Genomic DNA, 17,998 nt, shown 5'->3' with positions numbered 1-17,998 from the left:
GCAGACTGTGCGCCCCCGCGTTTGCACCCTGATGCCCCCGTGTGTCGGTGGGGCATGCCACCATCGTGCGGGCGGTGACACCGGTGATACGAGATCAAGAAGAGACGATGAAGCAGCAGGGCGTGCATCCTGAGGGCGCGGAAAGCACCTCTGACGCTGCCCCGCGCCCGGACACCACCGACGAGGCACGGGAAGAGGTGCACATCGACGAGGTCGAGGGCGACGAACCGCTGCTCCCCGCGCGCGTGCACCGTCCTTCCGACCTGATGCGGCTGCTGGTGGGCGTGCTCGCCGTGGCCCTGCTCCTGGGCATCGCCGCCTTCGCACACGGGACGACCTCGGGTCTCGAACAGGACATCAACAAGGGCACCGGACAGGCCCCTGATCTCCTCATCAAGATCGCGGGGCTGGCGTCCAGCATCGCGATCCTGCTGGTGCCGGTCGCGTTCGCGATCGAGCGGCTGATCAAACGCGACGGGCTGCGCATCGCCGACGGCGTCCTCGCCGCGGTCCTCGCGCACGGTGTGACCCTCGCCACCGACCTGTGGGTCGCCAAGGCCGCCCCGGGCTCGATCCAGGAGGCGCTCACCCAGCCCTCCCCCGGTGACATCCACGCCCTCACCGACCCCGTGCACGGCTACCTCGCGCCCGTCATCGCCTATATGACGGCCGTCGGCATGTCCCGTCGGCCGCGCTGGCGCTCGGTGCTGTGGATCGTGCTGCTTCTCGACGCCTTCTCGATGCTCGTCACCGGCTACACGACACCGTTCTCGATCATCCTCACGGTGCTGATCGGCTGGACGGTGGCGTACGGGACGCTGTACGCGGTCGGCTCCCCGAACGTGCGCCCCACGGGACGGACGCTCATGGCGGGCCTGCGGCACGTCGGCTTCCGCCCGGTGAGCGCCGCCCGCGAGGAGGGGCCGGAGGCGGCGGAGAGCGACCGGGGCAGACGCTACTTCGTCACCCTGGAGGACGGTCCACCGCTCGACGTCACGGTCGTCGACCGGGAACAGCAGGCCCAGGGGTTCTTCTACCGGGCGTGGCGCAATCTGACCCTGCGCGGCTTCGCCACCCGCAGCAGCCTCCAGTCGCTGCGCCAGGCACTCGAGCAGGAGGCGCTGCTCGCCTACGCGGCCATCGCGGCCGGCGCCAACGCGCCGAAGCTGATCGCGACCTCCGAGCTCGGTCCCGACGCGGTCATGCTCGTCTACGAGCACACCGGCGGCCGCACCCTCGACTCGCTGGCCGACGACGAGATCACCGACGACCTGCTGCGCAACACCTGGCACCAGGTCCAGGCACTCCAGTCGCGGCGCATCGCGCACCGCCGGCTCGCGGGTGACGCCATTCTGGTGGATCGTTCCGGCGCGGTGATCCTCACCGATCTGCGCGGCGGCGAGATCGCGGCCGGCGACCTGCTGCTGCGCATGGACGTCGCCCAGCTGGTGACCACGCTCGGCCTGCTGGTGGGCGCCGAACGGGCGGTGGCCTCCGCGGTGGGCGTGCTCGGACCGGACGCGGTCGCCGACTGTCTGCCGATGCTCCAGCCCATCGCGCTGACCCGCTCCACGCGCGCGACGCTGCGCCGACTGGCACGCGAGCGTGCGCAGCGGGAACGCGAGGCGGTCCTGGAGGCCTCGCAGCAGGCCAAGCAGGCCCGTCTGGAGGCGGCAGGGCACGACACCGCGCCCGTCGTCCTCGAGAAGCCGGACAAGAAGGCCGTGCGCGCGGAGGCGCGGGCCGAGAAGCGGGCCATCGACGACGCGCTGGAGGAGGCCCGCGAGGAGGATCTGCTGACGCAGATCCGGCACGAGGTGCTGCTGATCCGGCCCCAGGCGCCGGTCGAGCCGGCCCGGCTGGAGCGGGTGCGGCCGCGCACCCTGATGAGTTTCATCGCCGGTGCCATCGGCGCCTACTTCCTGCTGACGCAGCTCACCCACATCGAGTTCGGTCCGCTCATCGCCAACGCCGAGTGGGGCTGGGTGGCCGCGGCCGTGCTGTTCTCCGCGGTGAGCTACGTCGCCGCGGCGATGAGCCTGCTGGGGTTCGTGCCGGAGCGGGTGCCGTTCCCGCGGACCGTGGCCGCGCAGGTCGCCGGCTCGTTCGTGAAGATCGTGGCCCCGGCCGCGGTCGGCGGGGTCGCCCTCAACACACGCTTCCTCCAGCGCGCGGGGGTGCGGCCCGGCCTCGCGGTGGCCAGCGTCGGCGCCTCCCAGCTGTTCGGCCTCGGCTGTCACATCCTGATGCTGCTGTCGTTCGGCTATCTGACCGGCACCGAGAAGACGCCGTCGCTGTCGCCGTCCCGCACCGTCATCGCGGGTCTGCTCACGGTGGCGGTGCTCGTGCTCGTGGTGACCTCGGTGCCGTTCCTGCGCAAGTTCGTCGCCACGCGCGTGCGGTCCCTGTTCGCCGGTGTCGTACCGCGCATGCTGGACGTGCTCCAGCGGCCGCAGAAGCTGGTCACCGGCATCGGCGGCATGCTCCTCCTCACCGCCTGCTTCGTGATGTGCCTGGACGCGTCGATCCGCGCGTTCGGCGACGAGTCGACCTCGCTCAGCATCGCCAGCGTCGCCGTCGTCTTCCTGGCCGGCAACGCGCTCGGCTCCGCCGCCCCGACACCGGGCGGGGTCGGCGCCGTCGAGGCGACCCTGACGGTCGGTCTGATCGCCGTGGGCCTGCCCAAGGAGGTCGCCGCTCCCGCGGTGCTGCTCTTCCGTCTGCTGACGCTGTGGCTACCGGTGTTGCCGGGTTGGCTGGCCTTCAACCACCTGACCCGCAAGGGCGCCCTGTAGAAGGGCGCCGGCGCCCGTACCTCGGACGGCCCGCGCCCCGCGCGCGTGCCCGGGCGCGACCGCAGGATGGGATCATGCCGAACCCCTCCCGCCTGCGCGCCGTCGCCGTGACCGCCACCGCCCTGCTGCTGTCCTCCATGGTGGCGGGCTGCGGCGACGACGCGCAGGACGAGGACCTGACGGCACAGAAGCTGAGCTGGAAGGACTGCCCGGCCCCCTCCCAGGCGGAGGGCGGCGGCAGCGCCCCCTCCGCACTGCCGGACGGCGACCAGTGGCAGTGCGCCACCATGAAGGCGCCCCTCGACTGGGACCACCCCCGGGGCGACACGATCGGCATCGCGCTGATCCGGGCCCGGACGAGCGGCGACGAGAGCGGCAGGATCGGCTCCCTGGTCTTCAACTTCGGCGGACCCGGCGGCTCGGGCGTCTCCACTCTGCCCGCCTTCGGCGAGGAGTACGCGGCCTTGCGCAGCCGCTACGACCTGGTCAGCTTCGACCCGCGCGGGGTCGGCCGCAGCGCCGGGGTGCGATGCGAGAACGACCAGCAGCTCGACGCGTACTTCCAGCAGGACGGCACACCCGACGACGCCGTCGAGCGCAGCGCTCTGCTGGACAACACCAAGGACTTCAACGCGGCCTGCGAGAAGCACGCGAAGAAGATGCTGCCGAACGTGCGGACCACGGACGCGGCCCGCGACATGGACCTGATGCGCCAGGTCCTCGGCGACGACCGGCTGTACTACTTCGGCATCTCCTACGGCACCGAACTGGGCGGTGTGTACGCCCACCTGTTCCCCAAGAACGTGGGACGCGCTGTCTTCGACGCGGTCGTCGACCCGACGCAGACGTCCGAACAGGGCTCGCTCGGGCAGGCCAAGGGCTTCCAGCTCGCCCTCGACAACTTCGCCGAGGACTGCACGTCCAAGACGCAGGACTGTCCCGTCGGGGACACCGCGCAGGACGTGAAGGACCGGATCGCGAGGCTCCTCGAAAGCCTGGACGGCAAGCCGATCCCGGGCATCCTCCCGCGCGAACTGACCCAGAGCGCCGCGACCAACGGCATCGCGCAGGCGCTGTACTCGAAGGACTTCTGGGAGTACCTCACCGAAGGCCTGGAGCAGGCCTACGCCGGGGACGGCAAGATCCTGATGCTGCTGTCCGACCTGATGAACGGCCGCAACGAGAACGGCGAGTACAGCAACATCGCGGCCGCCAACGTCTCCATCAACTGCGCCGACGACAAGCCCCGCTACTCCACCGCCTATGTGCAGCAGCGGCTGCCGGAGTTCCGGGCCGCCTCCAGCCTGTTCGGGGACTTCCTGGCCTGGGGCATGGTCAGTTGCACCGACTGGCCCGTCCCCGGCGCCGCCGGCCATCCCGACGTGAGCGCGCCCGGGTCGGCGCCGATCCTCGTCGTGGGCAACACCGGCGACCCGGCGACCCCGTACGAGGGGGCCCGCAAGATGGCGGCCGCGCTGGGCCGCGGGGTCGGGGTCGAGCTGACGTACAAGGGGCAGGGGCACGGCGCGTACGGCAGCAAGAACACCTGCGTCCAAGCGGCGGTGAACGGCTACCTACTGACCGGCAAGGTGCCGGCCGCGGGGACCGTCTGCTCCTGACACTGTCACGAATTCCCCGACAAACCCGCAGGTCAAAAGGTTATCCACAGGCTCCGACAGGTGGGGCGCGCGCCGCCTAATATGGCCTGACAGCCGTTCGCCGCCGAGCGCGGACGGCCTGCGAGGGGGGAAGTGCACATGGCGCGATTCGTACGGTGGACGGCGCTGGGGGCCGCCGCGGCGCTCCTGGTGGCGGGCTGTAGCAGCGGTGCGTCGGACGGGGACGACAAGGGCGGTACGGCCGACGCGCAGCCCACCGCCTCCTCCGGAGCGAGCGCCACGACGGCCGCGCTGCCCGCCTCGCTGACCGGGCAGAAGCTCGACTGGGGACGCTGCAAGGCCACCGCGGACTCCGCCGCGCCGGGCAGCGACTGGAGTTGCGCGACGCTGAAGGTGCCACTGGACTGGTCGAAGCCGGGCGGCGACACGATCGGCCTCGCCCTGGTGCGCACCAGGTCCCGGGCGGAGGGGACCAGGCGGGCCGGCTCGCTGCTGTTCAACTTCGGCGGCCCCGGCGGCTCGGGAGTGTCGACGCTCCCTTCCTACGGTTCCGCGTACTCCTCGCTCCGCGACCGGTACGACCTGGTGAGCTGGGACCCTCGCGGGGTCGGCGCCAGCGAGGGCGTCCGCTGCCGCACCGACAAGGGCGTCCAGGCCGCCGAGTCCCTCGACTCCACGCCGGACACCCCGGCCGAGGAGCAGGCCTACTTCGAGGACGCCACCGCGTTCGGCAAGGGCTGCGAGAAGTCCGCCGGCAAGCTGCTGGCGCATGTCTCGACGACCGACACCGCCCGCGACATGGACCTCATGCGCCAGGTCCTCGGCGACTCGAAGATGCACTACTTCGGCATCTCCTACGGCACCGAACTGGGCGGTGTGTACGCCCACCTGTTCCCGAAGAACGTCGGGCGGCTGATCCTCGACGCGGTCGTCGACCCGAGCGCCGACTCGGTGGGTCACGCGCAGAACCAGGCACGCGGCTTCCAGCGGGCACTCGACGACTACCTGAAGTCGACGGGCCAGGAACCCGCGGAGGGCAGCAGGAAGATCGCGGATCTGCTGGACCGGATCGACACCGACCCGCTTCCCACGTCGGACGGGCGCAAGCTGACGCAGACCCTCGCGGTCACCGGCATCGTCCTGCCGCTGTACAGCAAGCAGGGCTGGCCGAGTCTGACCAGCGCCCTGAAGTCGGCGCAGGACGGGGACGGATCCGAGCTGCTGACGCTCGCCGACGGCTACAACGAGCGCGACACCTCGGGGCACTACGGCACGACGACCCACTCGCAACGGGTCATATCGTGCCTCGACGACAAGCAGCGGCCGACCGCCGAGGAGACGAAGAAGCTGCTGCCGGAGTTCGAGAGGATCTCACCCGTGTTCGGGGACTTCCTCGGCTGGGACACGGCCGGCTGGTGCCACGACTGGCCGGTGGCCGGGCAGTACGACACCCCGGAGGTGAGCGCGGCGGGCGCGGCACCGATCCTGCTGGTCGGCAACACCGGGGACCCGGCGACACCGTACGAGGGCGCGCGCAAGATGGCGGACGAGCTCGGCAAGGGCGTCGGTGTGCTGCTCACCTGGAAGGGCGAGGGACACGGTGCGTACGGCAGCGGGAGCGACTGCGTCGACTCGGCGGTGGACGCGTACCTGTTGAAGGGGACGGTGCCGAAGGACGGCAAGGTCTGCTCATGACGACGGCGGGGGCTTCGCGCACTCGTGGTACGCGAAGCCCCCGCCGATCGGACCGGTTGCCCCGGTGCGCGAAGGGAACAGCCGGGTCAGTAGATCGGCTTGCTCGGCTCGATCTGGTTGACCCAGCCGATCACGCCGCCGCCGACGTGCACGGCGTCCGAGAAGCCCGCGGACTTCAGCACCGCGAGGACCTCCGCGCTGCGAACACCCGTCTTGCAGTGCAGAACGATCTTCCTGTCCTGCGGCAGGGCCTCCAGGGCGGTGCCCATGAGGAACTCGTTCTTCGGGATCAGCTTGGCGCCCGGGATGGAGACGATCTCGAACTCGTTGAGCTCGCGGACGTCGATGATCTCGATGTTCTCGCCGTCGTCGATCCACTCCTTGAGCTGCTTGGGAGTGATCGTCGATCCGGCCGCGGCCGCCTGGGCCTCCTCGGAGACGACGCCGCAGAAGGCCTCGTAGTCGATGAGCTCGGTGACGGTCGGGTTCTCGCCGCAGACCGCGCAGTCGGGGTCCTTGCGGACCTTGACCTGGCGGTACTGCATCTCCAGGGCGTCGTAGATCATCAGGCGGCCGACCAGCGGCTCACCGATGCCCGCGAGGAGCTTGATCGCCTCGTTGACCTGGATGGAGCCGATCGACGCGCACAGCACGCCCAGCACGCCGCCCTCGGCACAGGAGGGGACCATGCCCGGCGGCGGGGGCTCCGGGTAGAGGCAGCGGTAGCAGGGACCGTGCTCGGACCAGAAGACGGACGCCTGGCCGTCGAAGCGGTAGATCGAGCCCCACACGTACGGCTTGTTCAGCAGCACGCACGCGTCGTTGACCAGGTAGCGGGTCGCGAAGTTGTCCGTGCCGTCGACGATCAGGTCGTACTGGCTGAAGATGTCCATCACGTTGTCGGCCTCGAGCCGCTCTTCGTGCAGGACCACATTCACGTACGGGTTGATGCCGAGGACGGAGTCGCGGGCGGACGCGGCCTTGGAGCGGCCGATGTCGGCCTGGCTGTGGATGATCTGCCGCTGGAGGTTCGACTCGTCCACCTCGTCGAACTCCACGATGCCGAGCGTGCCCACGCCCGCCGCGGCCAGGTACATCAGCGCCGGCGAGCCCAGGCCGCCGGCGCCCACACAGAGCACCTTGGCGTTCTTCAGCCGCTTCTGCCCGTCCATCCCGACATCGGGAATGATCAGGTGGCGGGAGTACCGGCGAACCTCGTCTACGGTGAGCTCAGAGGCTGGCTCGACCAGGGGTGGCAACGACACGGGGACTCCGTTGGTCGGTCGATCACTACAGTTGTTCTCCCCGTAACACTGCCATGGCCTTCTTCATTCCGAGACACCCGTTCCGATCCGCGAGACGAGTTCGTCCCAGTAGCCGGGCATGGTCTCCCAGGGGTCGACGAGGCCGCCGCGGTCGGTGCCGTCGGTGAACCAGATCGTCGCGGCGCCCTGCCAGCGGGCGATGCGCAGCGCCTCGTCGAGGTGACCGCGCGGCACGCTGTGCACGAGGTGGCAGAAGCGCTCGGGCGGATGCTCCGCGGTCCACTCGGCCACCTGCGACCAGCGGTAGTCGCTCCAGGGGCCCGAGAAGGTGACCACCTGGTCGGCGTGCTCGGCGTAGCCGGGGTAAGGGTGGGTGCCGTGCCCGAGGACGATGTGGGGCGCGTCGCCGAGGGTGCGGAGTGTCCCGACCGTGCGGCGCAGCCCGGGGAGTTCGGAGCGCCCGGCCGGACACCGGTCCAGGAGGAAGCCGTCGACCTGGTACCAGTCGAGGTGACGCTGTGCGTCGGAGATCACCTCGGCGAAGGGACGGGCGCCGTAGCGGGTGTCCAGGCGCCCGAGCACCCGGACGCCGGCGTTGCGCAGCCGGCCCGCGGCTTCCAGGCAGCGCGGGTCGGGGCGGACGCCGGGGCCGTCGGCGACGTCGAGGACGACCCAGTGCAGAGGTCTGCCGGAACGGGCGAGTTCGCGCCACTCGGTCGGTGCGAGAAGAGGGTGCGCGATGCCGGGTACGCCGAAACCGGTGCGGACTTCGGTGGTGCCGGCGCTCGCGGTGCCCGCCGGGGTTCCGGTCAGATACGACATGCCGCCTCCATCCAGATGTCGGCGAGGGACTCCTCGAGGTTGATGCGGGGCCGCCAGCCGAGCCGGTCGCGGGCGGTGCGCACATCGGCCTGCTGCCAAGTGCCGCAGCCGTCCGGATACGGGTACGCGACGGGGCCCGCGTGGTCGGACTCGGGGCGGGGGTGGCCGATGGCGGGCCTGAGGTGGAGGCCGGGCGGCCCGTCGAGTTCGTGCAGCGCGCCGCCGTACCCGGCCACGCGCGCGAGGATCGCGGCGGCGTCGCGCAGACGGACGGCGCGGCCCGAGCCGATGTTGATGACGCCCTGCGCGGCGGAGAGCGAGGCCGCGTGCACGGCGCGGGCGACGTCCCGGACGTCGATGAAGTCGCGTTGCACGCCGAGGCCGCCGAGCTTGAGCTCGCCGTCGCCGGACTGCATGGCGCGGCGCATGGCCTCCGCGAGCCGGCCCAGCGGGGAGCCGGCGGGCGTGCCCGGACCGGCCGGCGAGAAGACCCGCAGCACGACGGCGTCCAGACCGGAGCCGAGGACCAGTTCGGTGGCGGCGAGCTTGCTGACGCCGTACGGGCCGCCGGGGCGGGGGACGGCGTCCTCGGCCGTCGAGGAGCCGGGCTGGCTCGGGCCGTACTCGGCGCCGCAGCCGATCTGCACCAGACGGGCGCCGCAGCCGCTGCGGCGCAGGGCCTCACAGACGGTGGCGACGGCGACGGTGTTGTGCCGGGTGAGTTCGCGGGCGCCGCCCCGGGTGGTGCCCGCGCAGTTGACGACGACCTGGGGGTGGACCGCGTCGAGGAAGCGGGTGAGCGCGCCGGGGCTGCCGGACGCGAGGTCGAAGCGGACGTCGGCGTCGTCGCCGCGGCCGAGCGCGGTGAGCTGGACGGCCGGGTCGGCGAGCAGACGGTCGGCGACGAAGCGACCGAGGTAGCCGTTGGCTCCGATCAGCAGGACCCTCATCGTGCGGCTCCCGGGGTGTGTGCGGTGGCTGCGGCCGGGGCCGCGGGGGCTCCGTTCGCCGCGTGTCCTCCGGCTGCTCCTGCGACCGCGGGGGCGCCCGTGACAGCGGGTGCCCCGGTATCTCCGGTCGCTCCGGATCGGGAGGTGGTCATCTGGTCTCTCCTTCAAGCGTGTTGCGGTGGGGTGCGGCTGGGTGGAGGAACACGTGCGTCGTGTGGTCCGGGTGCGGCGGGGGGTGCGCCGTGCGCGGTGGCCGTGACCCCGACGGCAGGCGTCGGAGGGGAGGGCGGGTACGGGGGCGGTCTCGGGTCGCCACCACTGGTCCGTGGAGCACGGCAGGTCCGTCCAGCACAGCCGGTCCGTCCAGCACAGCCGGTCCGTCCAGCACAGCCGGTCCGTCGAACACAGCCGGTCCGTCCAGCACAGCCGGTCCGTCCAGCACAGCCGGTCCGTCCAGCACAGCCGGTCCGTCGAACACAGCCGGTCCGTCCAGCACAGGCGGTCCGTCGAACACAGCCGGTCCGTCCAGCACAGGCGGTTCCTTCAGCACGGCTGGTCCGTTCGTGCGTGGGCCGAGGCCCGAGTCAGCATGCGGGTCGCGTGGAACAGCAGGGTCAGCGCGGCGGCTCCGCAGACGAGGGACGGGACACCGGCCGGGCCCCAGGCGGCCACCAGACTCTCCACCGGGGTGGCCAGGAAGCCGCAGCCGGGCAGCCGACCCGCGAAGACCGTGGCCGGGGCGAGCGCCTCCGCCGTGCCGACGGCTCCGAGGACGACCGCCGGGGCGTGGGGGAAGCCGTGCACGGTGAGGAGACGGGCAAGGAAGAGGAGCGCGCCCAGGGTGAGGGTGTGGCCGTGGTCGGCGGGCTCGCCCAGGACCGCGGCGCACAGCGGGGTCAGCGCGGCCAGCGCGCCGAGGAACAGGGCGAAGGTGCCGAGCAGCAGCGGCTGTACGGAGGCGGCGAACTCCTCCAGGCCACGGCTGGTGTCCAGGCGGCGCCTGGCACGTACGGCGAGGAGGTGGGCGCACCAGGCGGCCGGCGCGCAGGCCAGGGTGAGGGTCAGCAGCGGGGCGGCGGCGAAGGGCCAGGGGCCGCCCGTGGTTCCGTCGGGCAGGCCGTCGGGACCTCCGGCGACGGCGGCACGCAGGAGGCTTTCGCCGAGGGCGGCGTAGCCGAGGAGCCAGCAGGTCCAGGCACCCGTCCGGTGCGGGCCGGGGTGGGCGCCGCGGTGGGGGCTCAGCGGGCCCCGGCGCAGTACCGCACGCAGGGCGAGGGCGACGGCGAGGATGCCCGCTGCGGCGACGAGCAGACACGTGCGCCCGTGGGTGAGGCGCACTCCGGTCACGGCGGCGGCACACAGGACGCCCGGCAGGAGGGTGAGCAGTGCCCGGTCCAGGCGGGGCCGCGGGGTCGCCGTGACCGTCGTGGGCGGGGGCGCGTCACCGTCGCGGGGGACACGTGCGTACATCTCCTCCGCGAGGGAGAAGACGTCCCGGTGCCGGAAGCGGGCGGCGGTGCGGTCGGTGACCCCATGGGCCTCCAGGCCCGCCGCGATCTCCAGCGGGTCGACGGCGCGTTCGCACAGCTCACGGTGACGGTGCATCAGGGCCTTCACCGGATCCGCGGCGCCCCGGCGGGAAGCGGTCGGTGCGCGCCCCTCGGCGCCGACATCGACGCGTGCCCCGAATCTGCCCGGCGCCTCCGCAGGTTCCGGCGCTCCGGGCGTTCCCGATGACGGCGTTCCCGGCGTTCCCGGCGACGGCGTTCCCGGTGCACCCGGCGACTGCGTTCCCGGAGTTCCCGGCCGGTCCAGTTCTTCGAGCCCGCTCATCGTGCACCCTCCGTAGCGGCGATCGGCGAGGTTTCCCGTGCCGCCGTCCCCGCCGCCCAGCTCGGTCCGCCCCGGGCGGTGACACGCGTGTCCGGGCCGCTCAAGTGACCCGTCAGACATGCCTCGGCCGGGACGGCGAACGGACGGGGATCGCCGTCGTCGAAGAGGAATCGCCGCACCGGGGCCCGGGCGACGAGCTCCAGGTAAATGCCGTGAAATGCCGTGACGTTCTGCTCGACCGTGAAGAGTTCCAGGGCTCGGGCGCGGGCGGCCGCGCCCAGGCGCGCACGGCGCTCGGGGTCGCGCAGCAGCGCCACGCACGCCTCGGCGAGCGCCCGCGGATTGCGGGGTGGAACGACCAGGCCCGTGCCGCCGATGACCTCGACCACCGCGCCGACGTCGGTCGACACGGTCGCGCGGCCGCAGAACATCGCCTCGACCAGGCCGACCGGGAACCCCTCGACGACGCTGGACAGGACGACCACCGCGCCGGCCGTGTACGCCTCGGTGAGGGTGGGCGCGTCCGGGCCGCCGATCTCCTCGAAGGACACCGGGTTGTCGCCGGCGGTGTGCGGTCCGTCCGCCTCGTCGGGGAAGAGCTGAGCGGCCAGCACCTTGCAGTGACCGAGGTAGGCCTGCCCCTCCGCCCCGGCCGCCGCGCCGATGATCCGCAGGCGGGTCCGCGGTTCCTGCCTGCGCAGCTCCGCGAAGGCGTGCAGCAGGGAGACCAGGTCCTTGGCCGGTTCCACCCGGCCGACCCAGACCAGGGTGTGCGGATCGGCGGCGTCCGGGGCGTCGCCCGCCTCGGCGAAGCGGGACGCGTCCATGCCCGGGTAGACGGTGCGCAGTTTGGCGCGGTCGGCACCGCATCGCTCCTGCCAGCGGCGGGCGTGTGCGTTGCCGGGGGTGACGCACGCCGCCTGCCGGTACACCTCGGCGGCGAGCCGGCCGTGGAAGGCGGCGACCAGCGACCGTACGGCGGGAGCCGCCTCGGCGGGCGGCGCGGACGCGGGCCCCGGGGGCCCTGCGGGCGAGGGACCCGTCCCCGAGCTCAGGTAGTGCGTCCGCAGCCGGACCCCGTACTCGGTCACCAGCAGCGGTACGTCGAAGAAGTGCCGTGCGAGCAGCCCGGGCAGGGCCGCCGCGCCGCCGGACGTGGCATGGCACAGGTCGACCGTGCCGAGGCCCGCGCCCCCGTCGCCTCCGCCCTCGTCCCCGTACCAGTCGAGCGAGAGGGGGCGCAGGGCGCGTTCGAGGTGCGCGGCGACGGCGAGCAGCTCGGGTACACGCGCCTCGCGCGCCGTACGCAGCGCGCCGGGCGCGCGGCAGGCACGTTCCAGGGCGCGCACGGCGCTCTCCGAGCGCAGTGCCCCCACCAGGCCGCCCTCGTCCCGGCCGAGTTCGGCAAGGCCGTACAGCGCGTTGGCGAAACGGTCCGCCTCAGCGGCCGCAGCGGCCCCCGGGGGGCCCGCCGGGTCCGGCGGGTCCCCCTCGCACAGCGCGGTCACCAACTCGCCGTAGGACTCGGCGAAGCGCCGGCGCGCGCGCCTGCCGTAGGCGACGCCGTCGTCCTCGGCCGTCCACAGCGGTGCCGTACGCACCCGGCTGACCTGGGGCGGAAGCTCGACCCAGCCCGCTTCCTCCTGGTGTTCGACACGGCTGAGCGCGTAGACGTCGAACTCGTGCTGCCCGAGCCCGCGCACGAGCCGGTCGCACCAGAGCCCGGCTTCACCGCTCAGATACGGATAGCCGCCCTCCGTCAGCAGTCCGATGCGCACGCACACTCCCGATCTCCCGTTTGGGGAGCCGCCGTTGACCCGGCGGCTCGCAGCGGGACGAACGTATGCGGACAAGGCGGTGGTGCGATGGACGGTTGTCCGTCGCACCACCAAAAGGGGTGAACGGTCGTAACTTTCCCGTACGGATCGCGTTCGGTCGCGCTAGGAGATCATCCGACTGCGAAACGTCACGCCACAGGCGCCACAGGGGCCTCAGGCCGGGGCCGGCTCCCGTCGTTCGGCGCGTCGGCGCGTCGGCGGGCGGCGACCGCCGGGTCGAGCGCCGGTACGGCGGCCAGCAGCTCGCGGGTGTACGGGTCCCGCGGCGACTCGTACACCTCGTCGGCGGGCCCCTCCTCGACGACACGGCCGCCCCGCATCACCGCGACCCGGTCGCTGACCTGGCGCACCACGGCGAGGTCATGGGCGACGAAGACCAGCGCGAGACCGAGTTCGCGCTGGAGTTCGCCGAGCAGGGCGACGACCTGGGCCTGGGTGGTCACGTCGAGCGCGGAGACCGGCTCGTCGCACACGATGACGCGCGGGTCGGCCGCGAGTGCCCGCGCGATGCCCACGCGCTGGCGCTGACCGCCGCTGAACTCGTGCGGGTAGCGGTCGTAGTGCGCGGCTTCGAGCCCCACACGCTCCAGCAGTTCCGTCACGCGCCCCCTGACGCGTGCCTCGTCCCTCCCCCGTACGCCGCGCCCCCGCGCGCGGAGCGGGTCGGCGATGGACTCACCGACGCTGCGGCGGGGGTTGAGGGAGGAGACGGGGTCTGATCGCTCTGGTACGACAGCCCCAGGCAGGGCGCCGAGACATGTGGACGAGGAGTGAGACGAACGTGAACAGACGTCCGCCCCGGCGCCGGGTCGTCGAAGAGCCGTGGCCGTGACAGGTCACGGCTCGGGGAGCAAAGGGAATTCGCGACGCACGCGCCTGGGGGCGGCGTCAGCGACAGTGGATGTCGGCCACGCAGAGCGCGGTCACGCCGAAGAGCGCCAGCTCGATGGCGGCGCTGCTGTCGACGGAATGACTAGACCACGTACGCAGCAATACGGAGGAACGTTTTGGGCATGTCAACGCGCCCCAGGAGGCACCCCTTCCCTCCCTGAGGCTCAACTGCCGGGATAGGGCCAGGCGTTGGGCAGGCAGTGGATCCCGTCGTGGTCGAGGAACTTCGTCTGCTGCTGCATGACGGGCGCCAGGTCGCCGTCCTTGTCGCAGGTGACATGGCTGTAGCCGAGGCGGTGGCCGACCTCGTGGTTGATCAGCATCTGCCGGTAGGCGTACATCTTGTCGCCGAAGGTCTCCGACCCCTGGGCCCACCGGTAGGCGTTGATCATCACGCGCTCGGTGGCGGCCGAGTCACAGGAGACGTTGTCCTCCGTGGTGTCCAGACCGGACTTGGCGCACCACACGGCGGTGGTGCCCGGACTGGCGAGCGTGATGACGAAGTCGGCCTTGCCCGACTGGATCCGCTCGAAGGTGCGGGCGCCGTCGTGGGCCCAGCTGCGGGCGTCGTTGAGCGTCTTCTGCACGGCCTGCGCGAAGAGTTCGCCGTCGAGCCCCAGGCCCTGTTCCACGTCCACGCGGTAGGTGTACTTCTGCCCCTTGCCCGGCGCCTTGTCGACGCCCGCGACGGCGTCGAACTTCCCCGACCCCGTGAGCTTGGCGCTGAGCGCGTACTTCGTGTCCATCCGCTGCGCGTACGTCAGCGTGGCCGGGGCGCCGGGCGCGCCGGCGGACACGGACGGGCTCGGCCGGTCCTCCCCGCGCGCGGCGTCGTCGTCGACGGCCTCACGGGTCTGCCCGGAGGCGGGCTGCGACCGGACGGAGTCGTCGTCCCGGCCGGTGGCGACCTGTCCGGCCACCACGACGGCCAGCACTGTGGTGACGGCGGCGGCCGCGATACCGGCGAACGCCCGCCCCTTGACTCCCTGGGCCGTCGCGGGCTCGCCGGTGGGCGGCGCGTCGCCGCCTTGGACGGCGGCCGGGCCGGTGGTACGGAAGGCAGCCTCCCGGTCGGTGTCGGTGTCGGTGGGGTAAGGATCCCGCTCACGCGCGCGCGTGGCGGCGGACGGCCTCCTCGCGCGCGTGAAGACGTCCTCGTCGTCCTCGCCGAAGGCGTCGAGGTACTCCTGACGCGGGCCCTGACGGGAACCTTGGCGAGGGCCCTGACGCGGACCGTCCTGGGGTATGGGTCGCTGACGCGGTATCACGGGCTGCCCGGTACCCGCTGATCGTCCCCTCAAGTCACCCCAGCCGCCCCCGCCTTCACGCTGCTCGGGGTGACCGCCCCGCACCTGCGGGAAACCGTGGGCCGGAGTTCCGTCGGGAAACGGAAAGCGGGGCACTCCGTGCGAGGGGGTTCCGTCGCACCCCGGGGGCGGCACCTGGACGCGGGCGCCGCGCGGGTCCCCCTGGGGGGACGGCTCCGGAGAAGCCCCCTGCGGCGCGCCCTTGGAACCGCCTTTGGCGGCACTCTTGGGCGCGGGTCCACGCCGGCTGTGGCGTCCCACGTAGGTCTCAGCCTCCCGAGGTATCGGTCGCGGTGTCGGCGAACAGCTCCCGGAACGCCGTCGCCACCGACTCGGGATACTCCATCATCGCCACGTGCCCGGCGTCGGGCAGCGTGAGCAGGCGGGAGTCACGGAAGGTACGGGCGGCCCGCTGCGCCATGCGGAAACCGACGAGCTGGTCGCGACCACCGTAGACCAGGAGGGTCGGCGCGAGGACCCGCTCGGCCTGGCGCCACAGCCCGTGCTGACCGCCCAGTGTGTACGCGCTGAGCAGGCCGCGCGTGGAACGCGTCAGCGCGTCCCAGAAGTACGGCAGCTGAAGGCGCCGCTCCAGTTCCTCCACCGCGTGGCGGAACGCGTCCGGGGCGACCCTCCCGGGATCGCCGTAACAGAGCGCCGTGACACCGCGGACGCGCTGCTCGGCGGTCCACTCCCGGGTGAACCTGGTGAAGAGCGCGGCCACGCCGGGCAGCCCGACCAGTCCGGTAGGCACCGCCGTTCGCTGCACCCGCAGCTCCGGCAGCGCGGGTGACACCAGCGTCAGCGTCCGTACGAGGTCGGGCCGGACCGCGGCGACGCGCGTGGACACCGCGCCGCCGAGGGAGTTGCCGAACAGGTGCACGGGTCCGCGGTCGACCGCGTCGAGATAGCGGATGACGGCACGCGCGTGTGCCGTGATGGAGTAGTTGCCGTCGTCCGGCGGCGGGGAGTCGCCGAAGCCCGGCAGATCGAGGGCCTCGCTCGCCACCACCCCGTCGAGCAGCGCCATCAGCGCGGACCAGTTCTGCGAGGAACCGCCCAGGCCGTGCACGTACAGCGCGGGCTCGAGCCCCTCGCGCGCGGGCGGCCTGGAGCGGACCGTGAGCGTGACGCCCGGCAGCCCGACCGACCGGAGTCGCTCGCCCTCGGCCACCCGGACCGCGATCGCCTTCGGCAGCACACTGGTGGGCGGCACGGAAGGCAGCTCGGTCGAAGACATGCGGGCAATGTTACGAGACGATCACGCACGCTTTTGTGTGTTCGCCGTCACACGCGCGGGTCGCACGCGCGCGGGACACACACCACCCCGGCACCGCGCGCGAGCCATACCCACGCGAATCCGGGGCACTCCGCACAGCGATCGCATGGCGTCCGAAACGGGTGTCTCCTAGGCTCGTACCGAGGGCACCCGCTTGTGGCCCCTGCACCTCGCAGGGACGTTCGTAGGAAGGGAGCCCACCATGGCCGTTGACCCCACCGACCCGGAGACGTTCGAAGAGGACGACGACTTCGGGGAGATCGACGTCGAGGCGCCGGAGAACGACGCCGCCGAGCAGTCCAAGGATGTGACCCCGAGGCGCGACGACTCCCTGGAGGACGTGGATCCCGCCCGGGGCGACGAAGCCGATCTCGTCGAACAGGCCCGCGTCGTCTCCCTCGACGAGGACGACTATCGCTGACATACGCCGAGCTGGAGCGCGGCGGATGATGCCCGTAACATCCCGGCCCAAACCTGTTTACACCGCTTTTGTCGTCGTCCAGTCCGTGAAATTCTGCACGCGCACCGCGCACAGCACGGTTACCGAAAAGTACGATGGCGTCGCGGCGCTCACCGCATGAGGACCACTTTGGGAGGCGGCGTGACAGCCATCGAGCAGACAGAGGCGGCGCGCCCGCGAGGCACTCGCCTGCCGCGCCGTGCCCGTCGGAACCAGCTGCTGGGCGCCGCCCAGGAAGTCTTCGTGGCGCAGGGCTACCACTCCGCCGCCATGGACGACATCGCGGAGCGGGCCGGAGTCAGCAAGCCGGTGCTCTACCAGCACTTCCCCGGCAAGCTCGACCTCTACCTGGCCCTGCTGGACCAGCACTGCGAGTCGCTCATCCAGGCCGTGCGCGGCGCGCTCGCCTCGACGACCGACAACAAGCAGCGGGTCCGGGCCACGATGGACGCGTACTTCGCCTACGTCGAGGACGACGGCGGCGCCTTCCGCCTGGTCTTCGAGTCGGACCTGACGAACGAGCCCGCGGTGCGCGAGCGCGTCGACAAGGTCACCACCGAGTGCGCCGAGGCGATCTGCGAGGTCATCGCGGAGGACACCGGCCTCTCGCGCGCGGAGTCGATGCTGCTCGCCTCGGGCCTGGGCGGCCTCGCCCAGGTCGTGGCGCGGTCCTGGCTGCACAGCGACCGCAGCGTGCCGCGCGACCAGGCGGTGCAGCTGCTGGCCTCGCTGGCCTGGCGGGGCATCGCCGGTTTCCCGCTGCACGGCACCGATCAGCACTGACCGAGGGGACGCCCCGGCCGTTTGTTCCCGCCCGCTGTTCGCTCCTGGCGTGGACGGCCACGCCGTGAACGTCCCCTCACCGGGCTAATGTGTGCAGCGTACGGCGCGGACGCCCGCGCACCCCATGACCGTCGGAGGGACATAGCCGTGGAGGTCAAGATCGGCGTGCTGCACGCACCCCGCGAGATCGTTCTGGAGAGCGGTCAGACTCCCGAGGAAGTCGAGCGCGTGGTGGCCGAGGCCCTGGCCGGAAAGTCGCAGCTGCTCAGCCTCGTGGACCAGCACGGCCGCAAGGTCCTGGTTCCGGCCGACCGCCTGGCCTACGTCGAGCTGGGCGAGCCCGCCCCGCGCAAGGTGGGCTTCGGCGCTCTGTAGGCGAAGCAACGCGAGTGGGGTCCGGCGACCATCTGGTCGCCGGACCCCACACGCGTTCACGCCGCCGGACCACCCCGCCGCCGGCT

14 protein-coding genes and 1 pseudogene are annotated in these 17,998 nt (G+C 72.1%); 6 read left to right on the top strand and 9 right to left on the bottom strand.

The genetic code is table 11. The features are described from left to right. Nucleotides 1-107: 107 nt before the first annotated feature. The 3 genes from QQM72_RS00075 to QQM72_RS00065 all read left to right on the top strand — a co-directional run bounded on the left by QQM72_RS00075 (nucleotide 108) and on the right by QQM72_RS00065 (nucleotide 6,109). On the top strand, nucleotides 108-2,795 hold the full coding sequence (locus QQM72_RS00075) for a lysylphosphatidylglycerol synthase domain-containing protein (protein ID WP_314218733.1): 2,688 nt from the start codon (nucleotides 108-110) through the stop codon (nucleotides 2,793-2,795). A gap of 74 nt (nucleotides 2,796-2,869) precedes the next feature. Continuing rightward, nucleotides 2,870-4,414 carry an alpha/beta hydrolase gene (locus QQM72_RS00070; RefSeq protein ID WP_314218732.1) on the top strand — a complete coding sequence of 515 codons (1,545 nt, stop codon included), beginning with the start codon at nucleotides 2,870-2,872 and terminating at the stop codon, nucleotides 4,412-4,414. 138 nt (nucleotides 4,415-4,552) lie between these two features. After that, on the top strand, nucleotides 4,553-6,109 hold the full coding sequence (locus QQM72_RS00065; RefSeq protein ID WP_314218731.1) for an alpha/beta hydrolase: 1,557 nt from the start codon (nucleotides 4,553-4,555) through the stop codon (nucleotides 6,107-6,109). Nucleotides 6,110-6,195: 86 nt separating this feature from the next. On the opposite strand, the gene moeZ is transcribed toward QQM72_RS00065, so the two are convergent. The 9 genes and pseudogenes from moeZ to QQM72_RS00020 all read right to left on the bottom strand — a co-directional run bounded on the left by moeZ (nucleotide 6,196) and on the right by QQM72_RS00020 (nucleotide 16,255). Further along, nucleotides 6,196-7,374 (bottom strand): adenylyltransferase/sulfurtransferase MoeZ, encoded by a 1,179-nt coding sequence (moeZ, locus tag QQM72_RS00060; protein WP_314218730.1) that lies wholly within the window; start codon nucleotides 7,372-7,374, stop codon nucleotides 6,196-6,198. Between the two features lie 63 nt (nucleotides 7,375-7,437). Further along, the gene (locus tag QQM72_RS00055; RefSeq protein ID WP_314218729.1) at nucleotides 7,438-8,196 is read right to left on the bottom strand and encodes a spherulation-specific family 4 protein; all 759 of its coding nucleotides are present in this window, start codon (nucleotides 8,194-8,196) and stop codon (nucleotides 7,438-7,440) included. Beyond that, nucleotides 8,184-9,146, bottom strand: a complete 963-nt coding sequence (locus QQM72_RS00050; protein WP_314218728.1) for an NAD-dependent epimerase/dehydratase family protein — start codon at nucleotides 9,144-9,146, stop codon at nucleotides 8,184-8,186. The genes QQM72_RS00055 and QQM72_RS00050 overlap by 13 nt, the downstream gene beginning before the upstream one ends. A gap of 543 nt (nucleotides 9,147-9,689) precedes the next feature. Then, nucleotides 9,690-10,979 (bottom strand): hypothetical protein, encoded by a 1,290-nt coding sequence (locus QQM72_RS00045; protein ID WP_314218727.1) that lies wholly within the window; start codon nucleotides 10,977-10,979, stop codon nucleotides 9,690-9,692. Continuing rightward, the gene (locus QQM72_RS00040; protein WP_314218726.1) at nucleotides 10,976-12,757 is read right to left on the bottom strand and encodes a DUF3492 domain-containing protein; all 1,782 of its coding nucleotides are present in this window, start codon (nucleotides 12,755-12,757) and stop codon (nucleotides 10,976-10,978) included. Before QQM72_RS00040 ends, QQM72_RS00045 begins: the two co-directional genes overlap by 4 nt. A gap of 188 nt (nucleotides 12,758-12,945) precedes the next feature. After that, nucleotides 12,946-13,533: pseudogene (locus QQM72_RS00035) on the bottom strand (ATP-binding cassette domain-containing protein); the annotation flags it as partial. A gap of 172 nt (nucleotides 13,534-13,705) precedes the next feature. After that, a complete protein-coding gene (locus QQM72_RS00030) occupies nucleotides 13,706-13,807 on the bottom strand; it encodes an Ms4533A family Cys-rich leader peptide (protein ID WP_314219147.1) in 102 nt (33 codons plus the stop codon). Between the two features lie 65 nt (nucleotides 13,808-13,872). Further along, nucleotides 13,873-15,276 carry a DUF3152 domain-containing protein gene (locus tag QQM72_RS00025; RefSeq protein WP_314218724.1) on the bottom strand — a complete coding sequence of 468 codons (1,404 nt, stop codon included), beginning with the start codon at nucleotides 15,274-15,276 and terminating at the stop codon, nucleotides 13,873-13,875. A gap of 7 nt (nucleotides 15,277-15,283) precedes the next feature. Beyond that, nucleotides 15,284-16,255: an alpha/beta fold hydrolase gene (locus QQM72_RS00020; RefSeq protein ID WP_314218723.1), complete on the bottom strand. Its 972-nt coding sequence runs from the start codon at nucleotides 16,253-16,255 to the stop codon at nucleotides 15,284-15,286. A 241-nt stretch (nucleotides 16,256-16,496) separates the two neighbouring features. Here QQM72_RS00020 and QQM72_RS00015 point away from each other — a divergent pair, with 241 nt between their 5' ends. From QQM72_RS00015 to QQM72_RS00005, 3 genes are all read left to right on the top strand, one after another. Then, nucleotides 16,497-16,715: a hypothetical protein gene (locus QQM72_RS00015; RefSeq protein ID WP_314218722.1), complete on the top strand. Its 219-nt coding sequence runs from the start codon at nucleotides 16,497-16,499 to the stop codon at nucleotides 16,713-16,715. Between the two features lie 180 nt (nucleotides 16,716-16,895). Next, complete coding sequence (locus QQM72_RS00010) at nucleotides 16,896-17,537, top strand: TetR/AcrR family transcriptional regulator (protein WP_020130830.1); 642 nt, start codon at nucleotides 16,896-16,898, stop codon at nucleotides 17,535-17,537. A 147-nt stretch (nucleotides 17,538-17,684) separates the two neighbouring features. Next, nucleotides 17,685-17,912 (top strand): DUF3107 domain-containing protein, encoded by a 228-nt coding sequence (locus tag QQM72_RS00005; RefSeq protein ID WP_020130831.1) that lies wholly within the window; start codon nucleotides 17,685-17,687, stop codon nucleotides 17,910-17,912. Nucleotides 17,913-17,998: the final 86 nt, after the last annotated feature.

This window comes from Streptomyces zaehneri (assembly GCF_032248645.1).
GTDB lineage: Bacteria > Actinomycetota > Actinomycetes > Streptomycetales > Streptomycetaceae > Streptomyces > Streptomyces coriariae.
The sequence above is the reverse complement of the archived record's forward strand: the minus strand, read 5'-3'. Positions and strand labels throughout refer to the sequence as shown.